At 54.3% G+C, this 13,830-nt stretch carries 14 protein-coding genes and 1 pseudogene; 1 reads left to right on the plus strand and 14 read right to left on the minus strand.

The genetic code is table 11. From position 1 onward, the window contains the following. Positions 1-54 precede the first annotated feature (54 nt). The gene (locus CFB04_RS05930; protein ID WP_231934463.1) at positions 55-711 is read right to left on the minus strand and encodes a tetratricopeptide repeat protein; all 657 of its coding nucleotides are present in this window, start codon (positions 709-711) and stop codon (positions 55-57) included. Positions 712-1,273: 562 nt separating this feature from the next. Here CFB04_RS05930 and CFB04_RS05935 point away from each other — a divergent pair. After that, a complete protein-coding gene (locus tag CFB04_RS05935; protein ID WP_088534422.1) occupies positions 1,274-2,491 on the plus strand; it encodes an ammonium transporter in 1,218 nt (405 codons plus the stop codon). A 16-nt stretch (positions 2,492-2,507) separates the two neighbouring features. Here CFB04_RS05935 and CFB04_RS05940 read toward each other — a convergent pair whose 3' ends face one another. The 13 genes and pseudogenes from CFB04_RS05940 to CFB04_RS06000 all read right to left on the minus strand — a co-directional run bounded on the left by CFB04_RS05940 (position 2,508) and on the right by CFB04_RS06000 (position 13,740). Further along, positions 2,508-3,578: a low specificity L-threonine aldolase gene (locus tag CFB04_RS05940; RefSeq protein WP_088534423.1), complete on the minus strand. Its 1,071-nt coding sequence runs from the start codon at positions 3,576-3,578 to the stop codon at positions 2,508-2,510. 25 nt (positions 3,579-3,603) lie between these two features. Continuing rightward, positions 3,604-4,227 carry a TPM domain-containing protein gene (locus CFB04_RS05945; protein WP_231934388.1) on the minus strand — a complete coding sequence of 208 codons (624 nt, stop codon included), beginning with the start codon at positions 4,225-4,227 and terminating at the stop codon, positions 3,604-3,606. Between the two features lie 33 nt (positions 4,228-4,260). After that, positions 4,261-5,124, minus strand: coding sequence for a YgcG family protein (locus CFB04_RS05950; RefSeq protein ID WP_088534425.1), 864 nt, complete (start codon positions 5,122-5,124; stop codon positions 4,261-4,263). A gap of 6 nt (positions 5,125-5,130) precedes the next feature. Next, positions 5,131-5,715, minus strand: coding sequence for a LemA family protein (locus CFB04_RS05955; RefSeq protein WP_088534426.1), 585 nt, complete (start codon positions 5,713-5,715; stop codon positions 5,131-5,133). 70 nt (positions 5,716-5,785) lie between these two features. Further along, positions 5,786-6,025 (minus strand): annotated as a pseudogene (locus CFB04_RS05960) (SemiSWEET family sugar transporter); the annotation flags it as partial. Continuing rightward, positions 6,025-6,759, minus strand: a complete 735-nt coding sequence (locus tag CFB04_RS05965; protein ID WP_088534427.1) for an RNA methyltransferase — start codon at positions 6,757-6,759, stop codon at positions 6,025-6,027. The gene CFB04_RS05965 and the pseudogene CFB04_RS05960, both read right to left, overlap by 1 nt. Before the next feature lie 7 nt (positions 6,760-6,766). Next, entirely contained in the window at positions 6,767-7,387 is a 621-nt protein-coding gene (locus tag CFB04_RS05970) for a DedA family protein (protein ID WP_088534428.1), read from the minus strand. Positions 7,388-7,559: 172 nt separating this feature from the next. Further along, on the minus strand, positions 7,560-8,108 hold the full coding sequence (locus CFB04_RS05975; protein ID WP_088534429.1) for a 2-oxoacid:acceptor oxidoreductase family protein: 549 nt from the start codon (positions 8,106-8,108) through the stop codon (positions 7,560-7,562). Positions 8,109-8,136: 28 nt separating this feature from the next. Next, positions 8,137-8,958 (minus strand): 2-oxoacid:ferredoxin oxidoreductase subunit beta, encoded by an 822-nt coding sequence (locus tag CFB04_RS05980; RefSeq protein ID WP_088534430.1) that lies wholly within the window; start codon positions 8,956-8,958, stop codon positions 8,137-8,139. 2 nt (positions 8,959-8,960) lie between these two features. Further along, complete coding sequence (locus CFB04_RS05985) at positions 8,961-10,094, minus strand: 2-oxoacid:acceptor oxidoreductase subunit alpha (RefSeq protein WP_088534431.1); 1,134 nt, start codon at positions 10,092-10,094, stop codon at positions 8,961-8,963. Positions 10,095-10,117: 23 nt separating this feature from the next. Beyond that, the gene (locus CFB04_RS05990) at positions 10,118-10,312 is read right to left on the minus strand and encodes a 4Fe-4S binding protein (protein ID WP_088534432.1); all 195 of its coding nucleotides are present in this window, start codon (positions 10,310-10,312) and stop codon (positions 10,118-10,120) included. Between the two features lie 207 nt (positions 10,313-10,519). Next, positions 10,520-11,479, minus strand: coding sequence for a malate dehydrogenase (mdh, locus tag CFB04_RS05995; RefSeq protein WP_088534433.1), 960 nt, complete (start codon positions 11,477-11,479; stop codon positions 10,520-10,522). 38 nt (positions 11,480-11,517) lie between these two features. Next, entirely contained in the window at positions 11,518-13,740 is a 2,223-nt protein-coding gene (locus CFB04_RS06000; protein WP_088534434.1) for an NADP-dependent isocitrate dehydrogenase, read from the minus strand. Positions 13,741-13,830 lie beyond the last annotated feature (90 nt).

The following is a 13,830-nucleotide window of genomic DNA, read 5'->3' on the forward strand; positions in this document are numbered from 1 at the left end:
TGACTCCTGCGATGAATATCCAGTCTGCTGCACTGAAACCGAACATCGTAACCCCTATGCGTTAAGATCTTCGAGAGCCCGTCTCGCATCGGCGTGATCGGGATCAAGGCTGAGCGCCTCCTTCAAATAATCCTCGGCGTACTTGGGCATCCCCATGTTCCGGTAGCAAAGCCCGAGAACGTACCATATCTCCGGAATCGGAAACTCAGCTGTAAAGACCGAATCCTCCAGCACATCCAGGAGAAGAGCCGAAGCCTCCTCATCTTCCCCCTGCTGATGCAGGCCGAAAGCAGTCGCAACTACTTCCAGGTAATCAACAGCCGGAACGTGAGAAAGCAGCCCCTGCTCGATCCTTTGGAGGCGCTTGTCCAGTTTTTCCGCAACTGACTCATCAAGACCAGTCTCTATCACCCTGCGCCAGAGCTGCTTCGCCTGATCGTATTTCCCGAGGATGTAGGAAATCTCTCCAAGATTATAGAGAGCATCTCTGCTATCCGGGTCCAGTTGTACAGCCGAAGCAATGTATTTCTCGGCACGATACAGGGAGACTGTCGTGAACTGGAGACCCGAAAGGCGCATGCCTTTGTCAAAGTAGGTCATGCCGATTTCGAGGGGAAAGCGTGAATTCTCAGGTTCCAGGAGCGCGAAGATCTTAAGGTAATTTATCTTGCGATCAAGGTACGGCACCTCCACATCCTTCTTGTCGAGCATCACGATGTGGCTGGCAAGCTCAGAGAGATAGTGCGGGTATCCATCCCTCAGAAGTTCTGCATATCGTGACGCATTCAGACAATCCGGATTGCTGCGCAGTGCCTGGTAAATTCCACGACCGACTGCATCGTAGGAAGGCTGCTCATCCCCGAGTTTCTGAAAATCATCCTCCAGAAGAGGTACGGGTAGCTCATCATAGAAAAAACGGAACTTTCCGTCTCTCCCTTCCAGCAGTGCGCCGGCAGGGGGCGTATAGTAACGGATGCCTGTTATCGGCGTCGGTGCTTGTGTTTGAGGTTTCTTGATGACTCTCTCCTCTCACTGGATGGTACTCCGTTTGATACATTGTATGCGAGCCACCGTCAACCTCTATTTCCCCATCGCCTTTTTTTTAGGCAAACAGGCTTTGAAAACGTGCAGGCGATTCTATCCAAACATCCAGAAACTATGCGTATCCTGCTGATATCAAGAGTTTACCATATTGGCAAACAGCTTGCTTTGCATTGCAGGCAGTGCGACGGTCACCATCGCCGGTGCCGCATCTTGCCAACGGGGGTAAAAAATGGAAGCTTTGTCGATGGAGACGCTGCGAAGCAGCACGGATGTGCTCTTTCTTATGCTCGGGGCTGTAATGGTCTTCGCAATGCACGCGGGGTTCGCCTTTCTCGAAGTAGGAACGGTGCGCCAGAAAAATCAGGTGAACGCACTTGTAAAGATACTTACCGATTGGTCCGTGTCGACCATCGTCTACTTCATCGTCGGCTTCCCCCTCGCCTACGGGGTCTCTTTCCTTGTACCTTCCGGCACGCTCATAGCCTCGGCACAAGGCTACGACCTCGTTCGCTTTTTCTTTCTTCTATGCTTTGCAGCCTGCATTCCGGCCATAATTTCGGGAGGTATCGCGGAGCGAGCCAAATTCTGGCCACAAGTCATCGCCGGTGCCATCTTCGCCGGGTTCACCTATCCGCTGTTCGAATCGCTGATCTGGGGTCAGAATGCATCCCTGTTGCAGGGGCTATTCAAGAAGATCGGCGGCGCCGAGTTTCACGATTATGCCGGGTCAGTCGTGGTTCATTCTATCGGGGGATGGCTTGCTCTTCCTGCTGTACTGATCCTCGGCCCGCGCATGGGGCGCTACCTGCGTGGTAAATCGCATCCGATTCCGGTCAGCAATATCCCATTTCTTGCACTAGGCTCGTGGATTCTCGCTGTAGGCTGGTTCGGCTTCAATGTCATGAGCGCCGGTCACATCGAGAAGATTTCCGGACTGGTTGCCGTGAACTCCCTTCTTGCCATGATTGGAGGTGTGCTCTTCGCTCTTGTCGCCGGCAAGAACGATCCCGGCTTTATACACAATGGCGCCCTTGCCGGACTTATCGCCGTCTGCGCCGGAAGCGATATCATGCACCCCCTTGCGGCTTTTTTCACTGGGGGCATAGCTTCACTGATCTTTGTCTACGGGTTCCACATCGAACAGGAAAAGCTGAAAATAGATGATGTCCTCGGGGTCTGGCCGCTACACGGAGTTATAGGATCGTGGGGTGGGATCGCTGCCGGCATATTCGGTCTCGAAACGTTCGGGGGCTTGGGTGGTGTAAGCTTCGTGAGCCAGCTGCTGGGAAGCCTTTGCGCAGTCCTTTATGCGCTCGCAAATGGCTTTGTCATATATGGTCTTCTTTCCAGAACGGTCGGAATACGACTGGACGAGGAACAGGAATTCTCCGGAGCGGATTTGAGCGTGCACCACATTGGGGCATATCCTGAGAACAACGTCCGGTAAGCCTTTGGCAACAGGTTTAGAAACCGGGAGAAGCTTCCTGTCTGGCAAGCTCCTGAATATCCAGGACCAGCTGATCTATATCAGCATCGGTGGTTTCCCAGGAGCACATGAATCGAGCCCCCCCTGAGCCGATGAACGTATAGAAGTGCCACCCTTTCCCGCGCAGCGCGCTAAGCATCCGTTCAGACATCTCGATGAAAACGGAATTGGCCTGGCAGGGAAACATCAATTTAATGCCGGCGACTGTCTGAAGCCGCTCCGCAAGTCTTCGAGCACACCGGTTTGCATGGGCTGCATTCCGGATCCAGGCCCCGGATTCAAGCAAGCCCACCCAAGGAGCCGAAAGATACCGCATTTTGGAAGCAAGCTGCCCCGCCTGCTTGCAACGGTAGTCGAATTCCTTGGCAAGCTCCCTGTTGAAAAAAACAACCGCCTCCCCCACCGCCAGCCCGTTTTTGGCTCCACCAAAACAAAGTACGTCAACACCCGCCTGCCAGGTCAACTCCCGCGGACGCACGTTCAGCGCCGCAACAGCATTGGCAAACCGCGAACCATCCATATGCACATGAAGCTGCAACCGTTTTGCCAGGTCGCCGACCTCCCGCAATTCATCCACAGAATAGACCGTGCCGAGTTCGGTACATTGCGTGACGCTCAGCGCCCTAGGTTTCGGGTAGTGAATATCTGATCGACGTTTCACCGTATGCTCAACCGACTCCAGGTCCACCTTTCCGTCCGGCCCTGGGACAAGAAGAACTTTCGTCCCGTTTGAAAAAAACTCGGACGCTCCGCATTCGTCCGTTTCCACGTGGGACGTCTCATGGCAAATGATGCTGTGATAGGAATGACATAGTGAGGCCAATGCCAGGGAGTTTGCTGCCGTCCCGGTAAAGACGAAAAAAACTTCACAATCGGTCTCAAAAAGATCGCGTATGCACTGACATGCCCGTGAAGTCCAGTTGTCATCCCCATAAGAAGCGGCGTAACCTTCGTTTGCCGCGGCCATTGCAGCCCAAGCCTCGGGACATATTCCCGAGTAATTGTCGCTGGAAAACTCATTGCGTAAAGACACCTGCACCTTCTCCACATCTCCCTCCCGTACCCGTTCGTGATCAGATTATTAAGTGGTCAGGCAATTCGTTCTTGTCGTCGCTGCGCAGCGGAAAATGGCGCTCCAGTTCCAGCCCGCATGCAGTAATTACTCTGCAGAGCGTATCGCACCCATTTCCTTTCCTGATACCGGATGCAAGTTCGCCCGCTAGGTGCTGCCAGAAATCGGGTGGTATCTTCGAGTTTATGCCTCGGTCTCCGAGTATCCAAACCTTCCGTTCAAGAAGAGAGATATAAATGAGGATGCCGGTCTCGTCCCTGGTACGGTAGAGTCCTTTTTCAAAAAATGCCCGAACGGCCCCGCTTCGTACTGCAGTTGCAATGCGTACTCGACCTATGAAGCCTAGCTTCAGGCGCGGCACTCGCCTCAACACAAGGAGCAGTGGGTAGTACCCTAGGCAGACAAGGGGTACATAGGTCCAAATCGAGACATGCCGGACAGCGACGGAAATGACCAGGGAAAGAAGTCCGCTCAGCAGAATTGCCCCCAGGTAATCGGCCTCCCGGTAATCATCGCTTTGCGGAACGACCATAGTCGCAATTTCGCCCGAAGTCCTGGCCTCGGCCTTCTGCGTCGTGCTCCGTATACACTCCTGCTCTTCGACTGTAAAAAAATTCCTAGCCATTTTAAGACTCATGTGCACATGCTTCGGTCGTTGTCACCAGTCACCGGAGGCACCGCCGCCTCCAAATCCGCCCCCTCCACCTGAAAAGCCTCCACCGCCGAACCCTCCGCCACCGCCAAAACCACCACCGAAACCGCCGCCGTAGAAGGGGCCGTGAAAGCCACCTCCTCTCCGCCCGTTTCCGAACAGCAATGCCAGTACAAGTCCCAGCACGAAACCGGCCACTCCGAGAAGGACGAGAAGCAGAAAACTCAGGCCAGGAAAGGTGATACCGGCTACGAAAGGCAGTCCAGCTGCACCAGCCAATCCTCCGAGAAGCCGAGAAATAGCTCCTAGAAAAATACATGCAACAAGCAGGAAAATGACAAGCGTGAAGACTGGTGAAGCACTCGTCTGTCCCTGGCGAAGGTCGCGCGAGTGCGCATACTCTCCCTTGACAGCCGCCATAATAGCGGAAATTCCTGCCACGACCCCGCCATCAAAATCACCTGCTTTGAATCTCGGAGAAATCTCCCCTCGAATGATCCTGCCGGACAGAAGGTCCGTCATCGTACCCTCAAGCCCCCTCCCGACCTCTATCCGTACGCGACGTTCCTCCTTGGCAATTATAATTATAAGGCCGTTATCGACCTTCTTCTGTCCAATACGCCAAGCCTCAGCAACTTTGATCGAGTACTCCTCAAGAACTTCTCCTCCCAGCGTAGGAATAGAGAGAACAACGATCTGAGTACCCTCACGCTCTTCGAACTCCGCGAGGCGGCGCTCAAGACTTTGTGCGGTCTCCGGAGAAAGGATGCCGGCATAGTCGTTAACGTGCCCTTGCAAAGGAGGTACATCAAGAGGATGTCCCCACTGGGGAAGAAGCAACAGCAAAAAAAGGATTAGGAGGCGTTTCATGACTGATCAGAATTTGACCTTGGGCGCGACTTTGGCTCCCTCGTCCGCCTGGAACGGCTCCTTCCGACTCAGATGAAGCAGCAAAGAATTGGTAAGGCTGTTGGGAAAGGTTCTGATGCTGGTGTTGAAGTCCTGGACCGCCTTGTTATACCGAACCCTCGCTACATTGATCCGGTTCTCGGTCCCCTCCAACTGGTTCTGAAGATCAAGGAAATTCTGGTTTGCCTTAAGATCGGGGTAACGCTCAACCACTACCATAAGTCGGGAAAGAGCACCGGAAAGTTGACCTTGAGCAGCCTGAAATTGGGAAAAGGCCTGCGGATTGTCGATCAGCTGCTTCGACGCCTGAATCGATCCCACCTTTGCACGGGCTTCAGTAACCGCGGTGAGTGTCTCAGCTTCATGTTTCGCATACCCTTTAACTACCTCAACCAGGTTGGGAATCAAATCTGCACGTCGCTGATAGGCCGCCTCCACATCCCCCCACGCCGCAAAGACCTGCTCCTCCATGGCCTGCATTGTGTTGTAGCCGCAGCCCGAAAGGACCGCCAGAACTGTCAGAATCGGGACCAGCCTGAGCATTTTGCGCATATACCCCCCTTTTCATCTTGCTATCACAAGGATAATCACCATTCCGACGGTTGTCATCCCGCCGGTAGGAAATAATCATAAAGAGCAGCAGAAGGCAACAGACCAGCGAGATGATATCCGCCACGATAAGCGGTATGTCATTGATGATGATGCCGTAAATAAGCCACAATGTGACGCCGATGCTCAATAGGATCGGCTGCCAGATCGACAGGTCCCGCACCTGGCGGGTACGGTATACCCTTATCACCTGCGGAATTCCGGCAATACTGGTAAGTGCGCCAGCAATGAGTCCAAGATGCGTTACCGTCATTACCTTTTTTTCCCTTTATATTCGTTGGTGGCCCAGTCTATCTGAGTCATCATACCGCGAAAGATGGCTACATCACGGCTGTCCATTTCCGAGCGTGCGAGTATCCGACGGAACGTTCGCATCAGATGGTCAGGATTCTGCGGGTTGAGAAAGCCGATCCGTAGAAGGGTCTGCTCCATGTGACTGTACAGCGATTCGAAGTCACCGGCGGCAGCGAGTTGTCTACCGCTCTTCTCCCCCTTGCTGCTCCTTGCTTTGAAAAATTCGTATGAAAAAATGAGGACCGCCTGTGCGAGATTCAAGGACCCGTACTCATCATCAGTGGGTATAGTTGCCTGCCATGTGCATTGCGCAACCTCTTCCGTTGTTAGACCGCTGTCCTCACGACCGAAAACGAAGGCAGCACGGTTAATATCTATTTGTGCATTCAGGCGCGCGGCAACCTCTACAGGAGACATGATATCCCTGCGATATTTTCCGTGGCGGCGCGTGGTAGCTATCGAAATATGACGATCTGATAGCGCCTCGGCCAAGCTTCCAAAAATCCGAGCACTGTCAAGGACATCCCGAGCAGAGACGGCAAACCTGTACGCATCAGGATGCTGAACAGGACAAGGGTTCACAAGGAGCAATTCACGCAGCCCCATGTTCTTCATGGCACGGCATACCATGCCGATGTTTCCGGGGCTCTGCGGCTCTACTAGAACCACCGCCACGCTACTTTGGTTTTGCATTTAATGATTACCTGTTACCAGCGCGATATTCTTTGATTCTTTTGAGTCGCCGACGTGCGGGCCTTCGGCGCCACCATGCATGAACAAAATGAAAGGCCCACATGCAGCCGATGATCGTTATCAGAATGAGCAGGAGGTGATGTTCATATTTACCGACATCCTCAACAAACAGAGCAGCGCTTTTACCAAAAAGGTAGCCGGCCAGAGAAAAGATGACAGACCAGGAAAAGGCGCTGAGCAGGTTCAGCCACGCGAATTTCCTCCCGGGAAAGCTCGTAATCCCGAGAATAACGGGTAAGACAATCCGGAAGCCGTAAGTGTAACGGGAAATGAAGGCTACAAAGGTGCCGTATCGTTCTATCAGGCGTATGGCTTTACGAAACTTCCGGGCTATGAAAGGAAATTTTCTGAGAAGACGAGTCCCTTGCCACCGTCCAACGTAGAAGTAAAACTGATCACCGAGGAAAGATCCGCTAAGGGCAACCAGAATGACTCCGGCAATGTGCAGATAACCCTGAAAGGCGAGGAACCCGGCAATAATGAGCCCCGCCTCCCCCTCAAGAAAGGTCCAGAGAAAGAGGACCCAATAGCCATGTGCCTGGAGGTATTCACGTAGGAACTCCTGCAAGGCGCCCCCGGTTCCTCATGATACAAACGTGTCTATATTACAGATCGAATGCTGTTGCGTCAATGGGGGCAGATGGAACGATCCGGATTGCTGCTCAGCAAAAAACTACGTGCCAAAAAAAAGCCCGGCAGAATACTCTGCCGGGCATTATACAGTAACAGGACTGTACTGTTTACTTCTTAGCAGCCAGTGCCTTCTCGAAACCGACCTGAAAAGCCTTCTTGTTCAATTCCAGAAACGCCTCAGGAACGCGGGCAAGAACAGCTTTCTCGGCACTTTCCTTGGTAACGACACCGGTAAGAGCGACCATCGCGCCGAGAGCAACGATGTTGGTAACGATCTCACGTCCGATTTCATTCTTCGCGGTGTTGGTGATATTGAATTTGGTCACCTTGAAGTTCCCGGGCGGCTCACGGAGAACCAGGTCGGAGTCGATGAGAAGCACGCCCCCTTCCTTGAGATCATGGGAGTACTTGTCGGCTGCTTCCTGGGTGAGCGCGAGGAGCGCATCACACTGGGTAACCTTTGGGTAGTCGATCGCGGTATCGGAGATGATAACCTCCGACTTGGATGCACCACCGCGGGCCTCCGGGCCGTAGCTCTGGGACTGGACTGCCTGAATCCCGTCATAGATCGAAGCGGCCTCGGCCAGAATGACGCCGGCCAGGATCAGGCCCTGTCCGCCAGCGCCAGAAAACCTCAGTTCATATCTTCCAGCCATTATTGTTATCTCCTTTTATAGCAGTGAATTACTTGGCAGCGCCCTGGGCCCGCTCGATGACCTTCTGATACTGCTCGCAGTACTCCGGTTTGTCTTCTTTGTAGAGGACACCTGTAAGAACCTTCCCCTTGAGCTGCTCAGGGTCCATCTTCTCGGCAGCCTTAACAGGAACAGCAACGTTCTTCAGCTCGTTCATCATCTCGACAACCGAACGGAACTTGTTGCGGCGACCATAGCAGGTCGGGCAGTCATCGAGGATTTCGACTACGGACATCCCCTTGTGCTGTACGGCTTCAACTATGAGCTTGTCTATCTGATTCGCATGGAAAGCGGTACCGCGAGCAACGAAAGTCGCACCAGCACCGATGGCAAGCTTGGCAATATCGAACGTCGGATCAGGGTTGCCATAAACAGTGGTGGAAGCCTTGGCGCCGGTCGGGGTGGCGGGAGAGAACTGGCCACCGGTCATGCCATAGATTTTATTGTTGAGGATGACGTAAGTCATGTCGATGTTTCTGCGGCAGGCATGAATGAAGTGGTTTCCGCCGATGGCGGTACCGTCGCCGTCACCGCCGACAACGAATACGTTCATTTCCGGCTTTGCCATTTTGACCCCTGTGGCAAAAGCAGCGGCGCGGCCGTGGGCAGTGTGAAGCGTGCAGCAGTCCATGTAGCCGGGGAGCCGGGAAGCACACCCGATACCGGAGACGATGGCAGTGTTCTCTTTCTTGAGCTGGAGGGCGTCCATTGCGCGGATCAGACCCTTCATGACAATTCCGTGGCCGCAGCCGGGGCACCAGATGTGCGGCAGCTTGCCGGGACGGATGTACTTTTCATATTCAAAAGCCATGGTTACTTGACCTCCTTGATCTTGGCAAGAATCTCATTCGGATTCACCGGCTCACCGTCAACGTGGTAGATGCCGTGGACCGGTGCATTCCCTTCAATGCATCCCTTGACAACGCCATTACACATGCCGAGGCTCATCTCGGGAGTAATGAATGCCTTGACTTTCTTGGAGATCTCGAGCAAACGCTCCTCGGGGAACGGCCAGAAGGTGATGAGACGGAAGAGGCCTGCCTTGAGCCCTTCCTTGCGGGCCTGGTCGACGGCATAGCGGGCGGAACGGGAGGTGGAACCGAAGGCAACGATGACGACGTCGGCATCATCAACCTGGTACTCTTCCCACTTCATGATGTCGGCCTTGTTTGCTTCTACCTTGCGGATCTGACGCTCTTCCTCGGCCTGGACGATCGACGCCTTAGTGGTCGGGAAGCCGTCTTCCATCTTGTTGAGGCCGGTGACATGAAACTTGTAGCCGGAACCAAAAGCGGCAAGGGGAGGAACATCCCCGAATTTTGTATCGTACGGCTTGTACTGTTCGGGCGGAACCGAGGGAGCAGTGCGGTCAATGACTTCGAGCTCGCCCGGCTCAGGGAAAACGATCCGCTCCCGCATGTGGCCGACGATCTCGTCGGGCATCACAAATACCGGCATGCGGTATTTTTCGGCAAGGTTGAAGGCGCGGACGGTCTCCTCGAAGAGCTCCTGGACGGATGCCGGAACGAGGGTGATGCTCGCGTGATCACCGTGGGAGCCCCATTTGGCGCACATGATGTCGGACTGGGAGGGGCCGGTCGGCATACCGGTGGAGGGGCCACCGCGCATGACGTTGACGATGACGCAGGGGACCTCGGTAATGCAGGCGTAGCTGATGATCTCCTGCTTGAGGGAAAGTCCCGGGCCGGAAGTAGCAGTAAGCGACTTCGCACCTGTGAGCGCACCACCGATAACGGCGGACATGGCGCCGATTTCGTCTTCCATCTGAATGAACTTGCCACCGATCTTCGGCAGCTCAACCGACATCACTTCTGCCACTTCGGTGGAAGGTGTGATAGGGTAACCTGCGAAAAACTTGCAGCCGGCGTACAAAGCGCCATGGGCAGCGGCTTCGTTACCCTGAAGAAATGCAACTTTCTTTGCCACTTTCGATACCTCCTGTTGATTGGTTAAGGTGTAACCTTGATTGCAAAGTCAGGACATCTCAGCTCGCACTGCATGCATTTGATGCATGCCTCGAGATTTTTTACAGCCGCGACGAACCCCTGCATTTCCAAAACCTTGGTTGGGCAGAACTCGACGCAGATGTGGCATCCTTTGCAGTACTTCTCGATGATCTCGATTGTCGGAAGCTTCTTTTCCATCTACTTGCGCTCCTTTTTGGTGGATAAGCCGTTTTGGCTAAAAAAACCCGATCAAACTACCATACTTTTTTGTGTAATACAACACTTCCGTAGCGGAGGGAATAAGTGGCGGCGCGTAGGGGGGTCTTTTCGGAAGTCAAAGCTAATAAAGGGAAAGAAGGGCAGGTGCCCTTCTTTCCCTTTGCAGTTACAACACATCAAACGATGTTATTTCATGCTGTCGACGAGCTCCTTGACGGCTGCCACGGACTTGTCGAACATGCCCTGCTCTTCGGCGTCGAGGGAGAACTCGATGATCTTCTCGATTCCATTGGCACCGAGAACACAAGGTACGCCTACATAATACCCTTTTACGCCGAACTCGCCGTTGAGCAGAGCGCAAACCGGGAGGAGGCGCTTCTGGTCGCGGAGTATCGCCTCGACCATGGCGATGGCACTGGAAGCCGGGGAGTAGAAAGCAGAACCAGTCTTGAGCAGAGCGACGACTTCGCCCCCTGCACCCTGGGTACGCTTGACCATCTCAGCCATGACTTCCTTGGCCTTGGCCTTGTCGCCGTTGTACTTACGCTCGAGGAGCTCCATGACGGGTACGCCGTTGACGTTGGCGTAGCGAACGATGGGGACCATTGTGTCGCCGTGGCCACCGAGAACCATCGCGTTGACGTCGCGAACCGAAACGCCGAGTTCCCAGGCGATGAAGGTGGCGAAGCGGGCAGAGTCAAGAACGCCGGCCATACCCATGACACGGGTTGAGGGGAAGCCGGTAATCTTCTGACAGAGGGTAACCATGGCATCAAGCGGGTTGGAAATGACGATAACAAAGGAATTGGGGGCGTACTGCTTGATCCCCTCGGCAACCGAGGTCATGATCTTGGCGTTGGTTGCGATAAGATCATCACGGCTCATGCCGGGTTTGCGGGGAAGACCCGCAGTAACGATGACCACGTCGGAACCTTCGATGTCCTTATACTCGTTGGCGCCCTTGAGACAGATGTCGAAGTTATCAACCGGAGAAGCCTCGGCGATGTCGAGAGTCTTACCCTGGGGCATCCCTTCGACGATGTCGAAGAGCACCACGTCTCCGAGCTCGCGAAGTGCGCAAAGCTGGGCGAGAACGCCACCGATCTGACCACCACCGATTAATGCAATCTTCTTTCTAGCTGCCATGACCTTCCTCCTTGTAATGGAATATGTTTCCTCTACCACTAAGCAATAGAGTCGATAATTGCATTGAGGGTCGGGCTCGGACGCATAGCTTTAGAGACCTTCTCTGCGTCGGGATGATAGTAGCCGCCCATGTCGACAGGTTTCCCCTGGGCCCCGATCAGCTCCTCGTTGATCTTCGCCTCGTTCTCGGCAAGCTTCTTCGCAACGCCGGCGAACTTGGCCTGGAGCTCCTTGTCCTTAGTCTGCGCGGCGAGAGCCTCCGCCCAGTACATCGCCAGGTAATAATGGGAACCGCGGTTATCGATCTGCCCCACCTTACGTGCCGGCGATTTGTTGTTATCGAGGAATTTGGCGATTGCCTGATCCAGGGTCTCGGCGAGAACCTGGGCCTTGTCGTTCTTGAACGTCCCAGCTAGGTGCTCCAGCGATGCGGCAAATGCGGAGAACTCGCCGAGGGAATCCCAACGCAGGTACCCTTCCTTCTCGAACTGCTGAACATGCTTAGGAGCAGACCCTCCTGCACCGGTCTCGAACAGCCCGCCGCCGGCGAGAAGAGGAACGATGGAGAGCATCTTTGCGCTCGTGCCGACCTCGAGGATCGGGAACAGATCGGTGAGGTAGTCACGGAGGACGTTGCCGGTACAGGAGATGGTGTCCTCTCCCTTGCGTATCCTCTCCAGCGAGTAGTTCATGGCATCAACCGGTGCCAGAACCTTGATGGTAAGGCCGGCGGTGTCGTGATCCTTCAGGTACTTCTCGACCTTCGCGATGACATTTGCGTCATGAGCGCGGTTTTTATCGAGCCAGAAAACGGCGTGGGCACCCGTCGCTTTTGCCCTTCTCACGGCAAGCTTAACCCAATCCTGGATCGGGATATCCTTCACACGCGACATCCTCCAGATGTCACCCTTCTCCACCTGGTGTTCCATGAGAACTTTCCCGTCTTCAGCAACAACGCGGATGGTCCCGTCAGCCGGTATCTCGAAGGTGGTGGGGTGTGAACCGTACTCCTCCGCCTTCTGGGCCATTAGGCCGACGTTGGGGACAGAACCCATGGTTGCCGGATCGAGTGCACCGTTCTTCTTGCAGTCTTCGACTATCGCCTTGTACATCGTTGCGTAGCAACGATCAGGGATCATCGCCTTAGTATCCTGAAGCTTCCCTTCCGGGTTCCACATCTTTCCGGATTCACGCACTACGACCGGCATGGAGGCATCAACGATGATGTCGTTGGGCACATGGAGGTTCGTGATCCCCTTGTCGGAATCGACCATTGCGAGAGCAGGACGTTTCGCGTATACGGCCTTGATGTCCCCTTCGATCTCGGCACGCTTGGCCTCGGGAAGGCTCTGCATCTTATTATAGAGATCACCGAGTCCCATGTTCGGGTTGACGCCGAGCTGCTTGAAGGTATCGGCATGCTTATCGAAGACTTCCTTGTAGAAAACAGATACTGCGTGGCCGAACATGATCGGGTCGGAGACCTTCATCATTGTGGCCTTGAGGTGGAGAGAGAGGAGCTGGCCATTTTTCTTTGCGTCCTCGATCTGCTCCTCATAGAACTTCCTGAGAGCCTTAACACTCATGAAGGTGCCGTCTAAAATCTCACCCTTTTCAGCCTTGAGGCCATCCTTCAGGACCGTTACCTTACCATTACTTTCGAGCTCTATGCGGAAGCCGCCGCCATTCTCCATGACGACAGACTTCTCATTGCCGTAGAAGTCGCCGCCGGTCATGTGGGCCACTTCCGACTTGGAGTCGGATGTCCAGGCGCCGAGCTTGTGGGGGTGTTTCTTGGAGAAGTTCTTCACCGAAAGCGGCGCGCGGCGGTCGGAGTTACCCTCACGCAGAACCGGATTCACCGCACTGCCGAGAACCTTCGAGTAACGGGCCTGAATCTCCTTCTCGGCATCGTTCTTCGGGACTTCCGGGTAGTCGGGGACGTTATAGCCTTGGGACTGGAGCTCCTTGATCGCGTCCTTGAGCTGCGGCACAGAGGCGCTGATGTTCGGGAGCTTGATGATGTTAGCCTCAATGTTCTGGGTCAGCTCGCCCAGTTGAGTCAGGTAATCGGGAATTCTCTGCTCAGGCTTCAGGTTCTCCGGAAAAGTGGCGATTATCCTGCCTGCGAGGGATATGTCCCTTGTTTCGACCTCGACTCCTGTACCTTGGGTAAACTTCTGAATGATCGGGAGCAGGGAGTAAGTCGCAAGTGCAGGTGCTTCATCAATTTCAGTCCAGATAATCTTGTGTGTTGCCATGTTCCCTCCTTGGTTTTTATGCCTGTATGCCAGGAAATTAATGGAATCACCTACAGGTGCCATCTACCACAAAAAGCTTCATCCGGTTCT

The organism is Geobacter sp. DSM 9736, from assembly GCF_900187405.1.
Classification (GTDB): domain Bacteria; phylum Desulfobacterota; class Desulfuromonadia; order Geobacterales; family Geobacteraceae; genus DSM-9736.

Bases quoted from the DNA above. Each gene is read 5' to 3' on its own strand.
- CFB04_RS05945 (WP_231934388.1), bottom strand. From the start codon at position 4,227: ATGGCTAGGAATTTTTTTACAGTCGAAGAGCAGGAGTGTATACGGAGC.
- CFB04_RS05935 (WP_088534422.1), top strand. From the start codon at position 1,274: ATGGAAGCTTTGTCGATGGAGACGCTGCGAAGCAGCACGGATGTGCTC.
- CFB04_RS05980 (WP_088534430.1), bottom strand. From the start codon at position 8,958: ATGGCTTTTGAATATGAAAAGTACATCCGTCCCGGCAAGCTGCCGCAC.
- CFB04_RS05990 (WP_088534432.1), bottom strand. From the start codon at position 10,312: ATGGAAAAGAAGCTTCCGACAATCGAGATCATCGAGAAGTACTGCAAA.
- CFB04_RS05930 (WP_231934463.1), bottom strand. From the start codon at position 711: ATGCTCGACAAGAAGGATGTGGAGGTGCCGTACCTTGATCGCAAGATA.
- CFB04_RS05975 (WP_088534429.1), bottom strand. From the start codon at position 8,108: ATGGCTGGAAGATATGAACTGAGGTTTTCTGGCGCTGGCGGACAGGGC.
- mdh (WP_088534433.1), bottom strand. From the start codon at position 11,479: ATGGCAGCTAGAAAGAAGATTGCATTAATCGGTGGTGGTCAGATCGGT.
- CFB04_RS05950 (WP_088534425.1), bottom strand. From the start codon at position 5,124: ATGAAACGCCTCCTAATCCTTTTTTTGCTGTTGCTTCTTCCCCAGTGG.
- CFB04_RS06000 (WP_088534434.1), bottom strand. From the start codon at position 13,740: ATGGCAACACACAAGATTATCTGGACTGAAATTGATGAAGCACCTGCA.
- CFB04_RS05955 (WP_088534426.1), bottom strand. From the start codon at position 5,715: ATGCGCAAAATGCTCAGGCTGGTCCCGATTCTGACAGTTCTGGCGGTC.
- CFB04_RS05965 (WP_088534427.1), bottom strand. From the start codon at position 6,759: ATGCAAAACCAAAGTAGCGTGGCGGTGGTTCTAGTAGAGCCGCAGAGC.